Below are 21,170 nucleotides of genomic sequence, written 5' to 3'. Positions count from 1 at the left end.
GGTACCGGGGTTAGCGTCCGGGGGACTTCCTTCGGTGACCTTAGTAAGGGGTGGGCGGGTGCAGCCGGTGCGGGTGGGGAGCAAGGAGCTGATTCGGGAGATCAATTCGTCGCTGGTGCTCGGGGAGCTCCGGGGTGGGTTGGTTTCGCGGACCGAGTTGGCGAAAAGGACCGGTTTGAGCCTGCCTACTGTGTCGGAGATTGTTGGTGAGTTGCTGGCCAACGGGGTGGTTGAGGAGAGGGAGACCGCGAGTTCCGGTGGGGGCCGGAGGCCGGTGTTGCTCGGGTTGAAGGCTGATGCGGGGTATGTGATCGGCATCAAGCTCACCGAGACGCGGGTGATCGCAGTACTGACTGATCTCAACGCAGGGATTGTCGAACGGGCCACGGAGAACGTCACCGCGAACGACGTCGGCACCGTCGTACGGATTGTCGCCAAGGCCGTCCGGTCGTTGAAGGCCAACAGACTCGTGTACGGCGTGGGGGTCGGCGTGGCGGGTGTGATCGACCGGGCTACCGGGATGGTCCGGCACGGGACGTATTCCGACTGGCATGACGTGGATCTCGCCGGGCTGCTGGAGAAGAAGCTCGGGCTGCCGGTGGTGGTGGACAACGACGTCAACACCCTGGTGGCGAGCGAGCAATGGTTCGGCGCCGGGCGTGGGGTGTCCGATGTGGCCGTGGTCAGTATCGGTCGCGGTATCGGGCTGGGCATGGTGCTCGACGGCAGGCTGTACCGCGGCGCCGGCGGTGGCGCGGGCGAGTTCGGCCATACCAAGGTCGTTGCCGACGGCCCCTTGTGCGCCTGCGGCGGCAGGGGCTGCCTGGAAGCATTGATCGGTGAGCCGGCCATCTGCGCGCGGGCCGGCACCGCAACTATCGAGCAAGCAATCGACAAGGCCCGCAAGGGTGACGAGAAGATCCAGGGCATCTTCGAAGAAGTCGGCCGGATCCTGGGGACGGCCGTCGGCAATCTGGTCAACCTGCTCAACCCGAGACTGATCGTGCTGGCCGGAGAGGGGACCCGCGCAAGCGACCTGTTCCTTCCGGCCTTCGACGACGCATTGCACAGCAGCGTCTTCGACGGACTCCAGCGAGAGCTGGAGGTCGTGGTGGACGACTGGGACGACGAAGCCTGGGCGCAAGGCGCCGCGGGCCTTTTCCTGGGCGAGCTGTTCCAGCCCAACCTGCGACCGGACGAGGCAGGCCGCCCCTCCTTGACCGCCCGCTCCGCCAGCTAACAACGTCCGGTCGGTGGCCGGAGAGAAGTGAGGCAGTAGATGAGGCATGCCGTCATGCCGCGAAAGCGGTGGATTGCTGCGTTCCTGGTGCTCGCAGCAGTCATCTTCCAGTTCACCCCGGTCCCCGCGTGGGCGGGAACGCTGACCGGTGTCTTCCACGCGCCGTACGGCGCCGATGAGCTCTACAACACCGCGTTGACCGAGCGCGCGCCGCGCGACCCGATGGCCGGCGAGGCCGTGCAGATCAAGGCCACCACCTGGCCGATCTCGTCCGGTCAGACGGTCTGGATCACCTGGACCAAGAACGGCGTGAACCAGACGCCGATCGGTGCCGCCTTCGACTACAACAGCGGCAACAACACCTACTGGAAGCTCTCGATGGGCACCTTCGCCCGCGGCGACCAGATCACCTACACGGTCAATGCCGACGTGGACGGCGCCAACCAGAAGACGACCGGCCCGTTCTCCTTCGCGGTCACCTCGTACTCCGGAACAAGCAACGTTTCCGGCTTCGTCAACAACGGCACCAGTGTCGACGTGACGACCGGCGACACCGCGGGCAGCTTCACCCCGAAGGTGCGGTTCGCCTTCCCCGCGATCGACCGCTTCCATGTCCAGGTCGCGCCGACCGGGAGCGGCTTGAACATCAGCGGCTCCTCGGCGTACACGGTGACCGACAGTGCGGGCACTCTCCAGATCGCCACCACGAAGGTGGTTCTGAAGATCCAGAAGTCGCCTTATCGCGTCGCGGTCTACAAGGGCGACGGTACGACGCTGATCGCGCGGCAATACGACCCGGCGACCTTCCGCAACACCGGCTGGGCGAGCGACGGCAGTACGACGGTCACCAAGGTCGAGGACCACTGGCTCTCACCGACGACCGAGCGCTTCGAGGGGCTCGGCGAGCGGTACGACGCGTTGAACCAGCGCGGCAAGGACGTCAGCAACTACGTCTACAACCAGTATCAGGACCAGGGCCCCACCGCTCGGACCTACCTCAGCGTCCCGTTCGTCACGAACTCGGCCGGCTACGGCATCTTCGTGCCGAGCACCCGGTACTCCGTGTTCAACCTCGGGACACACCTCAGTGACATGGCGGGCTTCACCGTCGACACCGGCGGTGCTCTCAACTCGACCGTCGACTACTACTTCTTCACCGGTACCCGGGCCGAGATCCTCGACCAATACACGGCTACGACCGCGAGGCCGAAGCTTCCGCCGAAGTGGTCCTTCGGACTCTGGGGATCCGCGAACGAGTGGAACACCCAGTCCGAGGTCAACACCGAACTCGCCAACATGACCTCCAACCAGATCCCGCACACCGCGATGGTGCTCGAGCAGTGGAGTGACGAGGCAACCTTCTACCTGTGGCACGGCGCGACCTACACGCCGAAGCCGGGCAACCAGGCGCTCACCTACGCGGATCTGACGTTCCCAGCCGGTGGTGAGTGGACCGATCCGAAGGCGATGGTGACGGCCGCTCACAACCAGGGCGTCAAGATGGTGCTCTGGCAGATCCCTGTGCTCAAACAGGACTTCGACACCAATCCGGCGACTCCACCGCAACAGCACATCAATGACCGCGACTATGCCGTTGCCCAGGGCTACGTTCTCGGTGACGGTGCCGGTGGCCCCTATCGGATCCCGGCCGGGCAGTGGTTCGGCAACAGCACGGTGCCGGACTTCACCAAGACCACGGCCACCAACTGGTGGATGAGCAAGCGCGCCTACCTGTTCGACGACATCGGTATCGACGGTCTCAAGACGGACGGCAGCGAGGCGGTCTTCGGCCGCAATGTCACGAGTGGCTCCGGCCGCAAGGGTGACGAGCTGCACAACGGCTACCCGAACGAATACACCCGCGCCTACAACGACTTCGTCACCACGAAGAAGGGTGCCCAGGGCACCTTGTTCAGCCGTGGCGGTACGTCGGGCGCCCAGGCCAACTCGATCTTCTGGGCCGGCGACCAGTCGTCCACCTTCGACGCCTTCCAGCAGGCGGTCCGGGCAGGGCAGAGCGCCGGTGCAAGTGGCGTGCCGTTCTGGTCCTGGGACATGGCCGGGTTCACCGGGACCTTCCCAAGCAGCGAGTTGTACCTCCGGGCGGCCGCGCAGTCGACCTTCTCGCCGATCATGCAGTACCACTCGGAGAAGTCGAACCCGGGCGTCTCGGAAGCCCGTACGCCGTGGAACGTGCAGGCCCGCTCCGGCGACACCACGGTGATCCCCAAGTTCCGCAAGTTCGCCAACACCCGGATGAACCTGATCCCCTACCTCTACACGGAGGCCAAGAACTCTTCCACCACAGGGCTTCCGATGATGCAGGCGATGAGTATCGCCTACCCGAACGACGCCACGGCCGCGGCCCAGGATCAGCAGTACATGTTCGGCAGGCAGTTGCTTGTGGCACCGATCACCGCCCAGGGCGCGACCAGCAAGAACGTCTACCTGCCGGCCGGTGAGTGGTACGACTTCTGGAACGGCGGCCGGGCCCAGGGCGCAGGAACGAAGGTCTACAACGCCGACACCGGCACGATCCCCGTCTACGCCAAGGCCGGCGCGATCGTTCCGCTCAACCTCAACGCGAACTACGAGCTGGGCGGCAATATCGGCAACAGCGTCGACACATACACGAATCTCGCATTCCGGGTGTACCCATCCGGTACGACGAGTTACGGGTACTTCGAGGATTCGGCGAACCAGACCCGGACGGTCACCTCCACCGAGAACTTCGCCGGTCACCAGGTCACCGTGAGCGTGCCGCCGCTGGCGACCAAGAGCACCTTGCAGGTCGCGTCGTCGAAGCCGACGAGCGTGACGAAGGACGGTACGACGATGACCGCGCATGCGACTCTGGCTGCTCTGCAAGGGGCTACCGAGGGTTGGTACTGGGACCCGGTCCAGCAGCTCACGCTGGTCAAGACGGCATCCAGTGCGGCGACGCGTTCCGTCGTACTGAATGGTGTGGACAAGGCGGGGTACGAGGCCGAGTTCGGAGCCAACAGCGGTACGACGACCAACACGGATCACCCGGGCTACACCGGGACCGGGTTCGTGGACGGGTTCGAGACGGCCGGCGACTTCGTCCAGGTGGACACCAACGCGGACGTCACCGGCGGCCACGTGATCAAGCTCCGGTACGCCAACGGCGCCGCCACTACCGCGACTCGCACGATCCAGGTCGACGGTGTGTCCGTCGGCTCGGTCAACCTGCCGAGCACGGGCAACTGGGATACCTGGGGGACAGCAACGCTGACAACCAGCCTCACCACCGGTAAACGCGTGGTCAAAGTGCTGTACGGCTCAGGTGGCATCAACCTCGACAACGTCACGGTGGCGCGACCATGAAACGACTAGCAGCCTTTCTCCTCTTACTACCTCTCCTAGTTGTCTTACCTACACAGGCGGCGCACGCTGCGGTTCAAAGAGTGCAGTTCACTGCCGGGGGCAACTATCTGGTGGTGGAGTTCCTCGACGACGATCTCGTGCACTTCGAGATGGGAGCGGGCGCCGGGCCGGGAAGTGGTTCGCCGATCTTCACCACTGATCAGATCGCCAAGACGAACTACACGGGGCCGACCAGTTTCAACCAGACCGGGAACACGCTGACGACGGCCGGGCTCAAGGTGGACGTCAACGCAACTACCCTCTGCGCGACCGTCACCGACACGACCCGTTCGCCACAACTCCTACTCAATACAACCTGCCCGCGGAACCTCAGCCAGGCTTGGAAAGGTTTGAGCTTCACCAAGTCGTCCATGCAGAACGCCTACGGGCTCGGCGAGCAGTTCTTCATGGGTGGTAGTGCGGACGGCGACTGGGTCGGACGCCAACGCACCAGCGGGACCTACGGCAACGCGATGCTCTACGACACGGACAACGGTCCGGTCGGCAACGCGCAGATCCCGGTGCTGTTCGCGGTCGGTGCGAGCACCACCAACTACGGGATGTTCGTCGACCAGGTCTACAAGCAGGACTGGAACCTGACCGGCGATCCCTGGACGATGGACACGTACGGCGATCAGCTCCGGTGGTACGTGATGTCCGGCCCGGATCTCCCCGACCTGCGCAAGGACTACCTGGAACTCACCGGTCGCCCGCCGGTGCCGCCGAAGAAGGCGTTCGGGTTGTGGATGTCGGAGTACGGTTACGACAACTGGAACGAGATCGACACCACGCTGAGCGGACTGCGGACCAACAAGTTCCCGACCGACGGCGTGATGCTCGACGTGAACTGGTTCGGCGGCGTCACGGCCGGTTCCGACAACACCAGGATGGGCACGCTGGAGTGGGATCCGGTCAACTTCCCGAATCCGGCGACCAAGCTCGCGACGTACAAGAACACCAATGGCGTCGGGGTGATGACGATCGAGGAGTCGTACGTCGGGAAGAACCTCCCCGAGCACACCGACATGGCGAACGCCGGCTATCTGATCAGAGCAGGCTGCTCCAGCTGCAACCCGGTGTATCTGACCGGGAACGACTGGTGGGGCCGCGGCGGCATGATCGACTGGACCCAGCCGGCCGCTAGCGCGCAATGGCACAACACCCAGCGACAGCCGTTGATCAATGACGGCGTGATGGGTCACTGGCTCGACCTTGGTGAGCCGGAGATGTACGACGCGAACGACTGGACATCCGGAGTACTGGCCGGCAAGCACGCCCACTCCGACTACCACAACCTCTACAACCTCGAATGGGCGAAGGGGATCGCGAAGGGCTACACGGACAACGCCGTCCAGCAACGGACGTTCATGCTCGCGCGCTCCGCGGCAGGTGGCATCCAGCGGTTCGGTACGGCGATGTGGTCCGGCGACATCGGATCGAAGCTCACCGCGCTCGCCTCGCAGCAGAACGTCCAGATGCAGATGTCGATGTCCGGGATCGACTACTTCGGCTCCGACATCGGCGGCTTCCGGCGGGAGATGCTCAACTCCGACCTGAACGAGCTCTATACCCAGTGGTTCGCGAACTCGTCCTGGTTCGACGTTCCGATCCGGCCGCACACCGAGAACCTCTGCAACTGCGCGGAGACCTCACCGGACTCGATCGGCGACGTGCCGAGCAACCTGGCGAACATCAGGCAGCGGTACGAGCTCACGCCGTACTACTACTCCCTTGCCCACAAGGCGTACACGACCGGCGAACCGCTGATGCCGCCGCTGGTCTACCAATACCAGAACGATCCGAACGTCCGCGAAACCGGTCACGAGAAGCTGATCGGCAAGGACCTGCTGGTCGGCGTTGCTGCCGGAGCGAACCAGCGCAAGCGGGACGTCTACCTGCCGGCCGGGACCTGGTACGACTACTACACCAACACCAAGACGGTCAGCACCGGCCAGAACCTCACCGACGTACCGCTGTGGCGCAACGGCAAGTTCCAGCTCCCTGCGTATGCGCGAGCAGGCGCGATCATCCCGAAGATGTACGTCGACGACCAGACGATGAACGTGCTGGGCAAACGCGCCGACGGTACGACGCGCAACGAGCTGGTGGCCCGCGTCTATGGCGACACGACTGCCTCCTCGTTCACCCTGGCCGAGGATGACGGTTCGACCGTCGGATACCAGACGGGGTCGAAGCGGACCACGGACCTGACCCAGCAGCGCTCGGGCACCACGCAGACCGTCGGTATTGCTGCCTCGTCCGGCACCTACACCGGAGCACCCAGCAGCCGCTCGAATGTTGTGGAGTTGGTGACGGACACGCAGGCGTCGGCCGTCGCGCTCAACGGGTCCGCGCTCACGCAGTACGCGAACAAGGCAGCCTTCGACGCGGCTGCCAGCGGCTGGTACAACGCCGGCGGCAACCTCGTCGTCGCCAAGTCGGCTTCGACGGCAGTCAGTACGGCGAAGTCGTTCGTCTTCACCCTCGGCCAGGCGGTCGTCTCCAAGACGTTCAGCTGCAGCAACGGGACCACGACCAGCGGTCAATCCGTGTACGTCGTGGGGAACGTGCCGCAGCTCGGCGCCTGGTCGGTGGCGAGTGCGGTGAAGCTGGCGCCGACCAGCTACCCGACCTGGACCGGCACGATCTCCAACCTCCCGCCGAACACCTCCGTCGAGTGGAAGTGCATCAAACGCCAGGAGACGAACTATCCGGCAACCGCCGACCAATGGGGTCCTGACCCCAACATCACCTTCACCACCCCGGCTACAGGGAGTGGAGGTACGACTACGGGCGGTTTCTGACCCGCTCTCACCGGACGGCGGGCTGTGGCACAGCGATGCCAGTGTCACAGCCCGCGATGGCTTCTGAGACCCTAGTTACGGTCGCTCATGTCCTGAGTAAGGACTTAGTGAAGATTGGCTGCTGACGGCTCTGCCGCTGTGGATCCTCGGCTGAGCGGCCGTAAGTTCGGAGAGGTGTCAGTCGAAGTCAGGAGTGAGCGAAGTGCAACGGGGCAGTCAGGTCGTGCCGTCGGCATGCCTGCGGGAACCGGCGTCGGCACCGTCATGACGACGCTGAACAAGATCCTCGCGATCGGCGGAGTGATCCTGCTGCTCGGTGGTCTGGCGCTCGGCTTCCGGTCGGTCTCGGCGGACGCGACGAGCTGCGGCTCGGTCTTCCAGCCGGCCCGCGGCATCACCCCGATGGCCTGCGACAACCGGCTGAACAACTCCGCCACCCTGGTCACCGTACTGATGGTCATCGGCGGTCTGGCCGTGGCCGGCGCCATCACCTTGAAGGTCGTCCGCGACCGGGTGGATGCAGTCTGAGCAGGCCGGCATGAGCATCGAGGCGTTCCGGATCGAGTTTCCCCAGCCGGCGCTGGACGATCTGCACGACCGGCTGGACCGGGTGCGCTGGCCCGACGAACTCCCGGGCGTGGGCTGGTCGTACGGCGTACCGCTCGGGTATCTCCAGGAGTTGGTGCACTACTGGCGGCACTCCTACAACTGGCGTGCGGCCGAGGCGAAGCTCAACGAGTGGCCGCAGTTCGTCACCACGATCGACGGCGCCCGGATTCATTTCGCGCATCTACGATCGGCGGAGCCGGACGCGATCCCGCTGCTCATCTCGCACGGCTGGCCGGGATCGATCGCCGAGTTCACCGAGCTCGCCGGGTTGCTGACCTCCTTCCACCTGGTGATCCCGAGCATCCCGGGATTCGGACTCTCCGGGCCGACCCGCGAGACCGGCTGGGAGCACAAACGGGTGGCGGCCGCGTACGGCGTACTGATGGAAGAACTCGGATATTCACGGTACGGCGTGCAGGGCGGCGACTGGGGTGCCGCGATCGTGCGCGAGGTCGGGCGGATCCATCCGGACCGGGTGATCGGCGTGCACCTGAATCTCATCCCTGGTGCCGGTGCTACCCACGAGCCGACCGAGGACGAACTGGCTCCGCTGGATCTCGCCGAGCGCGAGCGGACGATCGCCTCGTGGCAGCGGTTCCAGGGCTGGGCGAAGGACAAGCAGGGGTACGCCGATGTGCAGTCGACCAGGCCGCAGACGCTCTCCTACGCGCTGACCGATTCGCCGGTCGGCCAGCTCGCCTGGATCGCGGAGAAATTCGAGGAGTGGAGCGACGGCGGGATCGAGCGGGATCTCCTGCTGACCAACGTGATGCTCTACTGGCTGACCGGTACGGCGGGGTCGTCCTCGCGGATCTACTACGAACGTGCGCACGCGCCGTACTGGGGTCAACCGGACGAACCGTCGCCGGTACCGACGGCGATGGCGGATTTCCCGCGAGACAACTTCATCCCGTTGCGGCACCTGGCAGAACCAGCCACCAACATCGTCCGGTGGACCACCTTCGACCGCGGCGGCCATTTCCCCGCGATGGAACAACCGGAGTTGCTGGCGGGTGACATCACGGCCTTCTTCGCCTCGGTCAGCGGCGCGGGCGGATGATGAGTTTGCCGGTGGTGCGGCGGGCGAGGAGGTCCTCGTGGGCGTGCCGGGTTTGGTCGAGGGCGTACTCGCCGCCGACGATCGGGCTGATCGTGCCGTTCGCGGTGAGCTGTAAGAGTTCGGTGAGCGGTTCTCGGTAGCCGCCGGGGTAGTTCATCGCCGGTTTCAGCCAGAAGCCGGCCACCGACTGGTTGCCTTCGGCAAGTGCACCGGCGTCGATCAGCGGGCGGCCCTCGCGGCCCGCGTTGCCGTACGACACCAGCCGGCCGAATCCGCCGAGTACCTCCAGTCCGGCGAGCAGGGTCTTGCCGCCGGTGGAATCCAGGATCACGTCGACCGGCCGTCCGTCGTTGGCGGCGAGCACCTGCTCGGCGTACGTGTCGAGGGAGCTGTGCACGGCGGCGTCGGCGCCGAGCGTGATGGCGAGTTCGCGTTTCACCGGGGTCGAGGCGACGGCGATCACCCGGCCGGCGCCGAAGAACTTCGCCAGCTGGATCGCCAGGGTTCCGACGCCGCCGGCTGCCGCGTTCACCACGACGGTCTCGCCGGGTGCCAGGCGGGCCGAGCTCCGGAGCACATGCCAGGCGGTCAGTCCCTGGATGAGGAGCGCGAGCGCCTGGCCGTCGCTGACGTCATCCGGTACGTCGATCGCCCGCGATTCGGGGATCACCGCCGCTTCGGCGTACCCGCCGCCCTCGAAGATCGGTGCGAGCAGCCGGCGCCCGTCCGCGGTCCGGCCGATCACCTCGACACCGGGGACGAACGGCAGCGGGGAGCCGCCGCGGTACGAGCCCTCGGTGCGGTGGGTGTCGGCGTAGTTGACGCCGGCCGCACTGGTCTCGACCAGGAGCTGACCCGGACCGGCGACCGGAGTCGGCAGCTCGGTGGGGGCGAGGACCTCGGGTCCGCCGTACCGGCTGACCTGGATGGCGCGCATGGCTGGTTCCGTTCGTCGACGTCGTGGCCATGCAAACGTACGGAGGGGGCGATCGGGCCGGGTAGAGACAAAAGTCGATGGAATTCGATGATCCATGAGAGCCGCTCATGGTCTCGGCTAGCCTGAATTCGTGCTGGACGATCTCACCGCCGCGGAGTTGCGCATCCTGGCCACCATCGATTCCGAGGGCAGTTTCTCGGCCGCCGCGGCCAAGCTGGGGCTGACCCAGTCCGCCGTCTCGCACTCGGTGCGCGGGACCGAGCGGAAGGTCGGCGCGGTCCTGTTCGAGCGTGGCAGGCAGGGCGCCCGGCCGACGGCGGCCGGCGAGCGCGCGATCAAGCACGGGCGCGGAGTACTGCGGCTGATGGCGGTGCTCCAAGAGGACACGCGCGCGGCATCCGGTGCTGAGTTGGCGGCCCGGCTCCGGATCGCGGCGTTCCGGAGCGCCGCCGCGCAATTGTTGCCTCCGGCGCTGACCCGGTTGCGGGCCCGCTACCCGCAGCTCGCTGTCGATGTGTCGATCGTGCGCGACGTGGGTGGCGGGACCGCGCAGGAGGTTGTTGCCGGGCGGGCCGATATCGCGATCGTGAACCTGCCGCATCGATTGCCCGCCTCGACCGGGCTGGTCGGCGGGACGTTGCTCGAGGAGCCGTATGTGCTGATCCATCCGCCGGGGCATCCGGATCCGCGGTCGTTGCCGGTGATCGACTGGACCGAGAACTGTTCGGCGTCGACGAAGGAGTGGTTCGCGGCGCAGGACTGGTTGCCTTCGGCCACGATCAATGTTGCCGACGACACCGTGTTGCTGTCGATGGTGGCGCACGGTCTGGGGATGGCCGTGGTGCCGCGCTCGACCGCGGCGGATCGCGCGGACGTCGTACGGGAGGATCTCGGAGCCGGCGCGCCGCGGCGTACGGTCGGGTATGTGGCGGCGCCGGAGCTTGCTCGCAGTACCGCGGTCCGCGCGTTGGTGCGCGAACTGCGGTCACTATCGTGAGCGGTATGAGTTTCACCGGGTTCCCCGCCGCCGCGCTCGACTTCTACGACGACCTGGAGATGGACAACACCAAGACGTTCTGGAACGAGCACAAGCAGGTGTACGAGGAGTCGGTGAAGGCGCCGATGACCGCGCTGCTGGCCGAGCTGGAGGCGGAGTTCGGGACGGCGAAGTTGTTCCGGCCGTATCGCGACGTCCGGTTCGCGAAGGACAAGACGCCGTACAAGACACATCAGGGCGCGTTCATCGATCTGGGGCCGTCGACCGGCTGGTACGTGCAGGTGTCCGCGCCCGGCGTACGGGTCGGGGCCGGGTTCTACGAGGCGTCGGCGGAACGGCTGGCGCGGTTCCGGGCCGCGATCGACGACGAGCGGCGCGGGACCGGGTTGCAGAAGCTGCTCGCGAAACTGCAGAAGGCCGGCTGGACGCTGGGCGGCGACAAACTGAAGACGAGCCCGCGCGGGTACGACGCCGACCACCCGCGGATCGAGCTGCTCCGGCACAAGTCGATGACGCTCGGCAAGTCCTACGGCTTCGAGCCGATCATCCACAGCCCCGACCTGGTCGCCCAGATCCGCAAGGACTGGCGCGCCACCCGCCCGTTCCTCGACTGGATCAGCGACAACGCCTGACTCTTACTCGTCGAACTCTTTCAGGATCCGCGAGATGTGGTCGCGGGTCTTGGCTGGTGGGGGAGCGGCGATGCAGAGCGCTTCCATGGTGGCCGTGTACTGGTCGAGGTCCTCGAGCTTGTCCAGGTAGAGCGCGCTGGTGAGGTGCTCGATGTAGACGATGTCCGGCAGGTCCTGCTCGGGGAAACGGAGAATGCTGAACGCACCACCGGTGGCCGCGTGCCCGCCGGACGCGAACGGCATCACCTGGAGCGTCACGTTCGGCATGTCGGTGGCTTCGAGCAGCGCCTCGAGCTGGATCCGCATCGCCTTCACGCCGCCGATCGGGCGGCGCAGGGCAGCCTCGTCGACGACGGCCCAGAGCCGGACCGGGCCCTGCGCACGATGCAGGACGTCCTGCCGGGAGACGCGCAGTGCGACCCGGCGCTCGACCTCCTCGGCCGGGATCAGGCCGCGACCGAGCTGGACGACGGCGCGAACGTACTCGGCGGTCTGCAGCAGGCCGGGGACGAACTGCAGCTCGTAGGTACGGATCAGTTGCGCGGCTGCTTCGAGGCCGAGATAGGAGTGGAACCAGCTCGGCAGCACGTCACCGAAGCGGTGCCACCAGCCCGGGTTGTTCGCGTCCCGGGCGAGCGCCATCAGCCGCTCGCGCTCCTCGCCGTCCTCCAGGCCGTAGAGCGTGAGCAGGTCCTCGACATCGCGTTCCTTGAAGCCGACCCGGCCCAGCTCCATCCGGCTGACCTTCGACTCCGAGGAGCGGATCTCCCAGCCGGCATCCGACCGGGATATCTGCGCGGCCTCCCGCATCCGCCGCAGATGCCCTCCGAGGATGATCCGCAGCGCTGTCGGTCCGCTCTGCGCGCCCGACTCAGTCACGCCCACCTCCGACGCCCCAGCTCACCCGTAGCGGACGGTCTGCCCACCCCGACCAAATCATCGCACGTCCTCGCACCGAACTGTCGAAGTTCTTACACAAGAGTGGCCTCGAGTGGTCGTGGTCGCCGTCGTCGTCACTGAGCGTCAGCATAGCGAATTCCGGCATCGATGCCAGTCTGTCTACATGTCCTGACAAAGTTGGGTCGGTTTTGTCCCGGTTTCGGGTGTTTGAAACGGCCGCGGGGGCTGTTTTGAGCGTGTGAGAGGGCTCAAAAGGGTCACAACTCGAAAACGTGCGGATGCACGTGCATCGGGCGCTTGCATTCGTACTGTGCGACCGCCATCATTACTTCATGCACAGAAGGTGAGCTGGAACTCGCGATCAGTGACATCGCGTGAGCCGGCAGGCCGGTCCCATAGATCGTCGGCGGAGACGCCGACCCGACTGGTTGGGGATCCCGAGTCGATGAGCAACCACGACATCGAAGCCGTTTCCGGCGCACGCGATGACCGGGCGCCCGACGAGCTGACCGAGCGGGAGATCCAGGAACTGGTCGCCCGCTGCCCCGAGCAGCAGCGCTGGGCCTTCGAAGGCTGGCTCCGCGGCGTCCGTCAACTCGACGGGGATCCGATTGTGAGCCTGGGATGAGCAGCGACCGAACAGGAGGCCGGAAGATGGTGCGGATCTGGTTGGGCGACCATCTGATCGCCGAGTACGTCGCGGAGCCCGACCGGGCGTCGCGGTACCAGCGGATCATGACGCCCAAGTTCACCGGGCTGCGGATCACTGTGGACAACGCAGCCACGGCAGGCGCGGTCTCAGAGCTCCCGAGCTCCGAGCAGCTCTGGCGGCTCACGGTGCAGTAGCTCTTACTACTCTTCCAGTACTACGTAAGGTCGGCCTTCTGCTGAAGGCCGGCCTTTTGCTTGGTCCTCTTCTTTTGGGGGCGCCCGGCTTCTTTGAGGGCGCGCCGGCTCGGAACGTCAGAGGCCCCTTCACCACTCGCCTGGTGAAGGGGCCTCTTGTCTTGGGGTTTGTTGGTCAGACGAGATCGTCGAACTCCCCGTCGTGGACTCCGCCGAGAAAAGCCTCGATCTCCGCTTTGGTGAACACCAGTGCCGGACCGGCCGTGAAACGCGAGTTCCGCATTGCGACACCGCCGTCCGCCAGCTTCGCCACCTCTACGCAGTTGCCGTTGGGGCCACTCCGCTGACTCTTCCGCCAGATCAGCTCGCTCATCGCGTCCCCGGGCATGCCGTTGTAGATAGCAGTCATCAGCTGCACCTTCCGTACGTCTTTGGCATATGCACGTGCATTTGGGCTTGCATTTGCATCGTACACGTTAGAGGGTCCCGTGTCCGGTCCATTACGCTGCGTGCCCTCTCGTCCCGCCCACCCCCGGCGCGCCGGTCGCTGACGGTGAAGAAAAACCCCGGTACTCCGCGCGAAAACGCGCCCTCCGCCCTCGCGACCCCCCCCGCGTTGCGTAGCGCGGCTTCGTGCGACCTTGTGCTTGGGATGAGCAAACTGCGCCTCGGGATTTGTTCATCCCTCCGGAGCACAAAGGCAGGGGAATGGAGTGCGGGGGCGCGGGCGATCGGCGTACGGAAGGGCTTGTGTGGTTGAGGGATCAGGTAAATCACGAGGGAACCTGGAATCCTTGCCAGAAACACTCCCGGGGAGGGTGGTCCAGGCTTCCACTGGTATGGAAATGCACTAGGCTGACCAGAACGAATCCCCCCGACACGAAGGCTCCGCCGATGGCGACTCCCGACGGCCCGGATGCGACTCCTGGCTTCGACACCTCCCAGCCGACCATCGCGCGCGTCTATGACGCATTGCTCGGTGGCAAGGACAACTTCGCCGCCGACCGCGAGGGCGCGGCGACCTACCTGAAGTACGTCCCGGACGCCGGTCGTTGTGCGATCGACAACCGGGCCGCCCTGGTGCGTGGCGTGCAGTACCTCGCCGGCCAGGCGGGCGTCGACCAGTTCCTCGACATCGGCAGCGGCCTGCCGACCCAGAAGAACACCCACCAGGCGGCGCAGGAGGTGAACCCCAGGGCGAAGGTGGTCTACGTCGACATCGACCCGATCGTGCTCGCGCACGGCCGCGCCCTGCTCGCCACCGACGACAGCACGATCGTCGTCACCGCGGACCTGCGGGAGCCGCAGAGCATCCTCGACAACGAGGAGATCAAGGCGCACCTGGACTTCACCCGTCCGATCGTGCTGATGGTCTACGGCATCCACATGCACTTCCACGACGACGAGAAGCCGGACGAGTGGGTCCGCACGTTGATGAACGCGCTGCCGTCCGGGAGCTACCTGTTCATCAGCGACTTCGTCGACACCGGCGAACCGCTGCAGAAGGCGATGGAGCAGGCCGGCCTGGAGAGCCTGGGCAACGGCTGGATCCGGACGCCCGAGCGGATCGAGCAGCACTTCCTCGGGATGCCGTTGGTCCCGCCGGGCATCGACTTCCTGGCCCGCTGGAACCCGGCGGACCCCGACGGTGACATCCCCGCCGCCGAGGACCTCCAGCCGTACCAGCGCATCCTGATGGCAGGCATCGCCAAGAAGCCCTGACCCTTCTTTTCCGTACTCCGTAAGGCGCGCGACCACGGTGGTCGCGCGCCTTACGCGTGTTTGGTGGTCGACGGCAAGCAAAGTGGTGTGCCGATTGTGACGCTGCGTACCGGGTACCGGCACAATGAGGCTGACAGCTTCTACGGATAGGGACCCAGTGCACTTCCGGATGATCAGGACGGTGCCCGCCGACGCGGTCGCGATCGTGCGGGCGTACCCGCCGATCGTGATCTGCTTCGCCGCGGCTCTCGCCGGTACCGCGCTGGTCTTCGACGTCTTCTATCTCGTCGCCAGCCCGGGCCTTGCTCTTGCCCTGGTCTACACCGTTCCTGTGCTCGCCGGTCTGATCGCGGGGCTGGTCGCCGCGTCGGACGACGTCGGTCTCGAACGCAAGGTGCTCGGCTGGACGGTCGCGGCAACGATCGCGGTCGGTATCACCAATGCAGTGGTGGTCGCGATGATCGCGGCGATGCGGCGGACCGGGCCGTCGGACTGGGCCGCCGGTTTCCGCTCGATCCTGCTGGCGGGGTGCAGCGTGCTCGCGGTCGCGATCACCATCGTTGTCATCGGCAACCTGATCCCGCGGCTCGGCATCGACCTCCGCACCAAGCTGCCGCAGAAGAAAAAGAAGGTCTACGTCCCGCCGCCGGCGCTGGCCGCACCGAAGCCGCCAGTCAGCAAGGAAGCCGCCGCCCGAGCCAAACCGGCGCCGCCCGCACCCGAGCCAGAAGACACCCTGTTCCTCGAGGAACCGTACGCCGAACCGGCCTTCGTCCCACCCCCACCGAAGATCGTCGACCTGGACGAACCCCGCGAGGTAGTCCTCCGCTCGGAAAGCACCCCCCACGCCGACCGCCTCGTACCCCGCCCCCGCCGCGCCCCCTCCGTCCCCCCATCCCGCCGCCCCCACCGCCCAGGCCGCCGCGACCGCTAACCAGGCAGACTGGTTGGTGTGAAGCTCGTCTGGGACCTGGTCGTGGTGGGTGCGGGACCGGCCGGTACGGCGACTGCGCTCGGGGCGCTCGCGGTGGATCCGTCGCTCTCGGTACTGCTGGTCGACCGGGCCGACTTCCCGCGCGACAAGGCGTGCGGCGATGGGATCGCCCCGCAGGTGCTCGACCTGCTCGAATCCGTCGGCGTCAGCGGACTACTCGACGACCGTACGCCGGTACGCCGCCTCGCCCTCCGCCGCGGTGAGCTCGCCGTCGCCCGTGACATGGCGCGCCCAGCATGGGTCGTCCCCCGAAAGATCTTCGACCACCGCTTGGTAGAAGCCGCGCAATCAGCCGGCGCCCATCTCGTCCGGCACCGGGTCAAGACAGTCGAGGTACACGCAGACTGCGTGCAGGTGGACGACCTCACCGGCGCAATCGTGGTCGGCGCGGACGGCGCCAACTCCGTCGTACGCCGTGGTCGGGTTGGGCCGGTGGCGTTGGCGATTCGGGGATATGCGCCTACTCCGGTGGAGCGGGCTGGGTCGCAGGAGATCGTGTTCGGGCTTGGTCGGCAGCCGTCGTATGCGTGGTCCTTCGACCGCGGCGACGGACTCTCGAACGTCGGCTACGGCGAACAACTATTGCCGAGCCGCGCACACCCGACACGAGCTGAAATACTCGAGCGCCTGGAGAAATTACTACCAGGAGCAAGCGCTGGCGGAACAGACTGGCGAGGACATCACCTGCCGCTGTCCTCCTGGTCCTGGCGCCCACGCAACGGCAGGGTTCTCCTCGCAGGCGACGCGGCCGGCCTCGTCAACCCGATGACCGGCGAAGGCATCTACTACGCAATAGCCAGCGGCCTCCTAGCCGGCCAATCTGCTGCCCAAGCGATCAGATCCGGTGATGCTGGTGCGGCGTACCGGCGTTCGGCGGGAAAGCTGCTCGGGGCTCATCTGCGGCATACCGCGCTTACCGCGGTGCTCTGTCGGTCTGGGGTGGTGCTGGATCGGGGGATTCGGGCGGCGGCCAGGGAGCAGGGGGTGTTTGACGACTTGGTGGAGATTGGGTTGGCGAATGGGCGGATCAGCCCGCGGGTGGTGCGTGGGCTGCTTTGGTCAGGGCGGTTCGCTGGGAGGTTGTGAGGCGGAGGGGTTTGGCGGTGGCTGTGTAGGTGTTGTTGGGGCGCCGGGCGATGACTACCGGGTCGGTGAAGAAGGCGTAGGTTTCGGCCGCAGTGAGGGCGTCGTCTACGCGGGTGCGCGGCCAAGCCAGAGCGCTGCTGAGTTGGGCGGCGGTGAGTGGCGTGCCGGCGTGGAGGAGAGCGGCCAAGAGGGTGAGGGCGTCGTCGGCGGCGAGGGCGGTGGGGCCGCCGCTCATGTCGTCGCTGAGCTGGGCGAAGAACGTGCCCATCTTGTCCAGCCGTTCACCTGCCGGGGTGTCGAGACCGAAGAGCTTGGCTCCGTACTGCGCGGCTTCGGCCCAGTTCGCGTTCTTGCGGGCACTCGTCGTCCACGCCCGAAGCCAGACGTCGTCCTCGATCACGTAGTACTGGTGCCGTTCGCCGGAATCGCGTCGGCGCTCGACCATCTCGACCTGTTCGAGGTAGGCGATTGCCTTGGAGATCGAGGCGGGGCTGACGCGCAACTGTTGGACCAGTTCGGCAGCAGTCAGGCTGCGTGAATCCGTGGTGTAGAGGTGAGCGAGGACGCGCGAGACCATCCGGGGGAGACCGGCTTCGACCATCAGCAACGCGAATTGCTCGGCGTACTCGCGAACCAGCTGGGGATCACGGCCGTACTGGTCGGGCTCGACTGGAACAGCGACCGGCGCGGGCCTGCTCCGGCGAGCGCGGCTCTCGGTCGCATAGTGCGCGTGATCCGCGCGGTAGCCACCAGGGCCGCCGTTGCGTGCTACCTCGCGGCTGATCGTGGAGGTCGGCCGATCGAGCTGCCGGGCGATCTCGGCGTACCCGAGACCGTCGGCCAGCCCGGCAGCGATGGCGTGCCGGTCCTCGCGCCGGAGCCTGCCTCCTGGCATCGGTCCTCCCGGTTGCTTTCATCAACAGCTCATTGCAACGAGCCTTTGCGTTCACCGTCATTTCTGTTGCAACAATAGCCTTACAAGGCCCAGAAAGATCCCCTCAAGACTGAGAAGTTTGTTGCCGGGCAATGAAACGCAACGTAGTTTCCGACGCATGACTGGTGAAGTTGTGCTCAAGGTCGACGGGCTGCGAATGCGGTACGGCGCGACCGATGTACTGCGGGATGTCTCGTTCGAGGCGAGGCTGGGCGAGGTGCTGGTCCTGCTCGGACCGAACGGTGCCGGGAAGACCACGACGATCGAGATCCTGGAAGGATTCCGCCGACGCTCGGCGGGGGAGGTCTCCGTACTCGGGACCGACCCGGCGACAGGGGACGAGCGCTGGCGTTCACGGCTGGGCGTCGTACTGCAGTCGTGGCGTGACCACGGCAACTGGCGAGTGCAGGAACTCCTTGCGCACTTGGGCTCGTACTACGCGCCGTACGCGACCGCCGCGGTAGCGCGACCCTGGGATGCGGCCGAGTTGATCGACGCGGTCGGGTTGACCGGGCAGGCTCGGCAGAAGATCAAGACGTTGTCGGGTGGGCAGCGGCGCCGGCTCGATGTGGCGATCGGGATCGTCGGGCGGCCCGAGGTGCTGTTCCTCGACGAGCCGACGGTCGGATTCGATCCGGTCGCGCGGTACGAGTTCCACGAACTGGTGCGAAGCCTTCGCGGGCAGACGACCGTGCTGCTCACCACGCACGACCTGGATGAGGCAGGCAAGTTGGCGGATCGCATTCTCATCCTCTCCGGCGGCCGGATCATCGCCAACGGAACCCCGGCCGAGTTGACCGAGCAGATCGCCGGGGACCGGCGGGCGTCGCTCGAGGACGCCTATCTCCAGCTCATCCGCGGACAGGAGGTGGCGTGATGAAGGCCCAGGCGGTGCGGAGCGGGATCGCGCAGGGGCGGATCGAGTTGCGGCAGTCGTTCACGAATCCGGCGGAGCTGGTCAGTCATTTCCTCTGGCCGGTGTTGCTGCTGATCGCGCTGTTCTTCTTGCGGGACAGGAGTTTCGGCGGGTTCCAGCTCGGTGCGATCGTGCTGCCGAGCATGGTCGGGATGAACACGGCGATGGGCATGGTCAGCATGAGTCAGCTGCTCACCGCGGATCGCGAGGACGGAACGTTGCTCAGGGCAAAGGCCACGCCGAACGGGATGCTCGGCTACCTCGTCGGCAAGGTCATCTCGGTAGCCGGCGGATTGCTGGTGGACCTGTTGATCCTGCTCGTTCCGGGGCTGCTGCTGGTCCATGGCTTGTCGGTCGATGCCTCCTGGATCCCCTTGCTGCTGCTGGGCCTGATCGCGACGCTGCCGCTCGGCGCGGTGCTCGGTTCGGTGTTCCCGACCGCTCGCGCGCAAGGGCTGATCCAGCTGCCGGTGCTCGGGCTGATCGCGATCTCCGGGATCTTCTACCCGATCACCGCACTGCCCGATTGGGTGCAGGGGCTCGGGCAGGTGTTCCCGATCTACTGGCTCGGCCTGGGCATGCGGTCCGCGTTCCTGCCGGATTCCTTTGTGGGCGTGGAGATCGGCGACTCCTGGCGACACCTCGAGACCATTGGCGTCCTCGGAGCCTGGGCGGTTGCCGGGTTGCTCGTCGCGCCCGTCGTACTGCGCCGGATGGCTCGGCGCGAATCCGGCTCGGCGGTGGCGAGTCGTCGCGAACGGGCCCTTCAGCGGATCCGCTGAATCGGCCCCAGCAGCAGCGGCAGGTCGAGCAGAGCGAACAGGGTCGGGTCGATGAACGAGGTGATGCCCGCGATCTTGTCGCCGTCCAGCGTGAGAACGTCGACGGACCACGGGAAGTGATCGCTGTCGGCACTCACCCCGAGGTAGCCGGCAACAGCGGGCTGGCCGTTCATCGTGACCGTGCGGTGTTGCCAGCTCGGGCACATCGTCAGCGGGACCACGGAGAAGGAGGCGGCGGCCTCGATGCCGGCGTACCAGTGACCCAGCGGCGGCATCGACCAGGTGACGTCCTTGGTCAGCAGCGCGATGAACGACTCGGAGTCGCCTTGTTCGAGCGCCCTCGAGTACTGCGTGACGATGTCGCGGACCCGCGCGTCACCGAGTTCCCGCTGGATGCTCTGCTGGCTGACGCCCGGCAACTTCTCGTTGATGACCCGGCGGGCGCGTTGCAGGGCGCTGTTCACCGAGGCGGTCGAGGTGGCCATCATCTCGGCGATCTCGGCGGCGCTGAAATCCAGTACTTCGAACAGCAGCAGCGCCGCCCGCTGGTTCCCCGGGAGATGCTGCAGGGCGGCGACGAAGGCGAGCTGGACCGACTCGCGTTGCTCGTACGAATCGCCCGGCTGGTCGGCGTACGGGCCGAGCCAGGCGATCTCGGTCAGCGGTGGGTTGTCCAGTACGACGCGGTTGCTGGACGGGCCGAGATCCATCGGGAGCGCGCGCCGGCCGCGTTGCTCGACGAGGTCGAGGCAGGTCCGGGTCGCGACCGTGTAGAGCCACGACCGGACCGAGCTCCGGCCCTCGAACCGGGCCAGCCCCTTCCAGGCCCGGAGCAACGCGTCCTGGAGGGCGTCGTCGGCGTCATGCGACGACCCGAGCATCCGGTAGCAGTGCGCATGCAGCTCCCGCCGCAACGGCCCCACCAACCGCTCGAACGCCCCATCCTCCCCATCCCGAGCAGCCTCCAGGTCATTCACTGTCGGACGTGGTCTACCCAGTCGGGGGGAACGGTGCCGCCTGGGACGGGCTGGGTGACCGGGTGGCTGTCTGGATGGGCGAGGTCGGGACCGTCGACGTACTCCTCGGTCACGTAGTTCCAGAACCAGTCCTCACCCGGCTCGTACGAGCGAATGATCGGGTGTCCGGCACGCGCGGCGTGCTTGCTCGCGTGCTGAGCGGGCGAACTGTCACAGCAGCCGATGTGCCCGCACTCGGCACAGCGCCGCAGGTGGAACCACCACCCGCCACCGTCCAAGCACTCGACACATCCATCCCCAGACGGCGTGACCTCCGGCCGGATCCCGGCGATGTCGGACATCCACAC

General features: G+C 66.4%; 20 protein-coding genes. 14 read left to right on the top strand and 6 right to left on the bottom strand.

The annotated features are described in order from the left end of the window. The first annotated feature begins 34 nt into the window (after positions 1–34). The 5 genes from ABZ004_RS16710 to ABZ004_RS16690 all read left to right on the top strand — a co-directional run bounded on the left by ABZ004_RS16710 (position 35) and on the right by ABZ004_RS16690 (position 9,100). Positions 35–1,240: an ROK family transcriptional regulator gene (locus ABZ004_RS16710; protein WP_355680745.1), complete on the top strand. Its 1,206-nt coding sequence runs from the start codon at positions 35–37 to the stop codon at positions 1,238–1,240. Between the two features lie 54 nt (positions 1,241–1,294). After that, positions 1,295–4,588 carry a TIM-barrel domain-containing protein gene (locus tag ABZ004_RS16705; protein ID WP_355680744.1) on the top strand — a complete coding sequence of 1,098 codons (3,294 nt, stop codon included), beginning with the start codon at positions 1,295–1,297 and terminating at the stop codon, positions 4,586–4,588. An 80-nt stretch (positions 4,589–4,668) separates the two neighbouring features. Beyond that, positions 4,669–7,431, top strand: coding sequence for a TIM-barrel domain-containing protein (locus ABZ004_RS16700; protein ID WP_355680743.1), 2,763 nt, complete (start codon positions 4,669–4,671; stop codon positions 7,429–7,431). Between the two features lie 234 nt (positions 7,432–7,665). Continuing rightward, the gene (locus tag ABZ004_RS16695) at positions 7,666–7,959 is read left to right on the top strand and encodes a hypothetical protein (RefSeq protein WP_355680742.1); all 294 of its coding nucleotides are present in this window, start codon (positions 7,666–7,668) and stop codon (positions 7,957–7,959) included. A gap of 10 nt (positions 7,960–7,969) precedes the next feature. Then, complete coding sequence (locus ABZ004_RS16690; RefSeq protein ID WP_355680741.1) at positions 7,970–9,100, top strand: epoxide hydrolase family protein; 1,131 nt, start codon at positions 7,970–7,972, stop codon at positions 9,098–9,100. Here the strand turns inward: ABZ004_RS16690 and ABZ004_RS16685 are convergent. Next, positions 9,081–10,037 carry a zinc-binding dehydrogenase gene (locus tag ABZ004_RS16685; RefSeq protein WP_355680740.1) on the bottom strand — a complete coding sequence of 319 codons (957 nt, stop codon included), beginning with the start codon at positions 10,035–10,037 and terminating at the stop codon, positions 9,081–9,083. The genes ABZ004_RS16690 and ABZ004_RS16685 overlap by 20 nt on opposite strands. Before the next feature lie 130 nt (positions 10,038–10,167). Here ABZ004_RS16685 and ABZ004_RS16680 point away from each other — a divergent pair, with 130 nt between their 5' ends. Together ABZ004_RS16680 and ABZ004_RS16675 are read left to right on the top strand one after the other, a co-directional pair. Continuing rightward, a complete protein-coding gene (locus ABZ004_RS16680) occupies positions 10,168–11,034 on the top strand; it encodes a LysR family transcriptional regulator (protein WP_355680739.1) in 867 nt (288 codons plus the stop codon). 5 nt (positions 11,035–11,039) lie between these two features. Continuing rightward, a complete protein-coding gene (locus ABZ004_RS16675) occupies positions 11,040–11,666 on the top strand; it encodes a DUF2461 domain-containing protein (RefSeq protein ID WP_355680738.1) in 627 nt (208 codons plus the stop codon). Between the two features lie 3 nt (positions 11,667–11,669). Here ABZ004_RS16675 and ABZ004_RS16670 read toward each other — a convergent pair whose 3' ends face one another. Continuing rightward, positions 11,670–12,545, bottom strand: a complete 876-nt coding sequence (locus tag ABZ004_RS16670; RefSeq protein WP_355680737.1) for a helix-turn-helix transcriptional regulator — start codon at positions 12,543–12,545, stop codon at positions 11,670–11,672. A gap of 466 nt (positions 12,546–13,011) precedes the next feature. On the opposite strand from ABZ004_RS16670, the gene ABZ004_RS16665 reads away from it, so the two are divergent. Beyond that, a complete protein-coding gene (locus ABZ004_RS16665) occupies positions 13,012–13,194 on the top strand; it encodes a hypothetical protein (RefSeq protein WP_355680736.1) in 183 nt (60 codons plus the stop codon). Between the two features lie 26 nt (positions 13,195–13,220). Then, on the top strand, positions 13,221–13,412 hold the full coding sequence (locus tag ABZ004_RS16660; RefSeq protein WP_355680735.1) for a hypothetical protein: 192 nt from the start codon (positions 13,221–13,223) through the stop codon (positions 13,410–13,412). A gap of 175 nt (positions 13,413–13,587) precedes the next feature. On the opposite strand, the gene ABZ004_RS16655 is transcribed toward ABZ004_RS16660, so the two are convergent. Further along, on the bottom strand, positions 13,588–13,821 hold the full coding sequence (locus tag ABZ004_RS16655) for a DUF397 domain-containing protein (RefSeq protein WP_355680734.1): 234 nt from the start codon (positions 13,819–13,821) through the stop codon (positions 13,588–13,590). A 485-nt stretch (positions 13,822–14,306) separates the two neighbouring features. Here ABZ004_RS16655 and ABZ004_RS16650 point away from each other — a divergent pair, with 485 nt between their 5' ends. From ABZ004_RS16650 to ABZ004_RS16640, 3 genes are all read left to right on the top strand, one after another. Continuing rightward, complete coding sequence (locus ABZ004_RS16650) at positions 14,307–15,134, top strand: SAM-dependent methyltransferase (RefSeq protein WP_355680733.1); 828 nt, start codon at positions 14,307–14,309, stop codon at positions 15,132–15,134. Positions 15,135–15,303: 169 nt separating this feature from the next. Beyond that, on the top strand, positions 15,304–16,068 hold the full coding sequence (locus ABZ004_RS16645; protein WP_355680732.1) for a hypothetical protein: 765 nt from the start codon (positions 15,304–15,306) through the stop codon (positions 16,066–16,068). Positions 16,069–16,086: 18 nt separating this feature from the next. Then, positions 16,087–17,214 (top strand): geranylgeranyl reductase family protein, encoded by a 1,128-nt coding sequence (locus tag ABZ004_RS16640; protein WP_355680731.1) that lies wholly within the window; start codon positions 16,087–16,089, stop codon positions 17,212–17,214. Here ABZ004_RS16640 and ABZ004_RS16635 read toward each other — a convergent pair. Continuing rightward, complete coding sequence (locus ABZ004_RS16635; protein ID WP_355680730.1) at positions 17,156–18,109, bottom strand: MarR family transcriptional regulator; 954 nt, start codon at positions 18,107–18,109, stop codon at positions 17,156–17,158. The genes ABZ004_RS16640 and ABZ004_RS16635 overlap by 59 nt on opposite strands. Positions 18,110–18,266: 157 nt before the next feature. Between ABZ004_RS16635 and ABZ004_RS16630 the strand changes: the two genes are divergently transcribed. Then, a complete protein-coding gene (locus tag ABZ004_RS16630; RefSeq protein WP_355680729.1) occupies positions 18,267–19,025 on the top strand; it encodes an ABC transporter ATP-binding protein in 759 nt (252 codons plus the stop codon). Next, positions 19,025–19,846 carry an ABC transporter permease gene (locus ABZ004_RS16625; protein WP_355680728.1) on the top strand — a complete coding sequence of 274 codons (822 nt, stop codon included), beginning with the start codon at positions 19,025–19,027 and terminating at the stop codon, positions 19,844–19,846. The genes ABZ004_RS16630 and ABZ004_RS16625 overlap by 1 nt, the downstream gene beginning before the upstream one ends. Here the strand turns inward: ABZ004_RS16625 and ABZ004_RS16620 are convergent. Both ABZ004_RS16620 and ABZ004_RS16615 read right to left on the bottom strand, forming a co-directional pair. Then, positions 19,831–20,823 carry a sigma-70 family RNA polymerase sigma factor gene (locus ABZ004_RS16620; protein ID WP_355680727.1) on the bottom strand — a complete coding sequence of 331 codons (993 nt, stop codon included), beginning with the start codon at positions 20,821–20,823 and terminating at the stop codon, positions 19,831–19,833. The two genes, ABZ004_RS16625 and ABZ004_RS16620, sit on opposite strands and share 16 nt — an antisense overlap. Beyond that, on the bottom strand, positions 20,820–21,164 hold the full coding sequence (locus ABZ004_RS16615; protein WP_355680726.1) for a UBP-type zinc finger domain-containing protein: 345 nt from the start codon (positions 21,162–21,164) through the stop codon (positions 20,820–20,822). Before ABZ004_RS16615 ends, ABZ004_RS16620 begins: the two co-directional genes overlap by 4 nt. Between the last annotated feature and the right edge of the window lie 6 nt (positions 21,165–21,170).

It is taken from the genome of Kribbella sp. NPDC006257 (assembly GCF_040613535.1).
Classification (GTDB): domain Bacteria; phylum Actinomycetota; class Actinomycetes; order Propionibacteriales; family Kribbellaceae; genus Kribbella.
The sequence above is the reverse complement of the archived record's forward strand: the minus strand, read 5'-3'. Positions and strand labels throughout refer to the sequence as shown.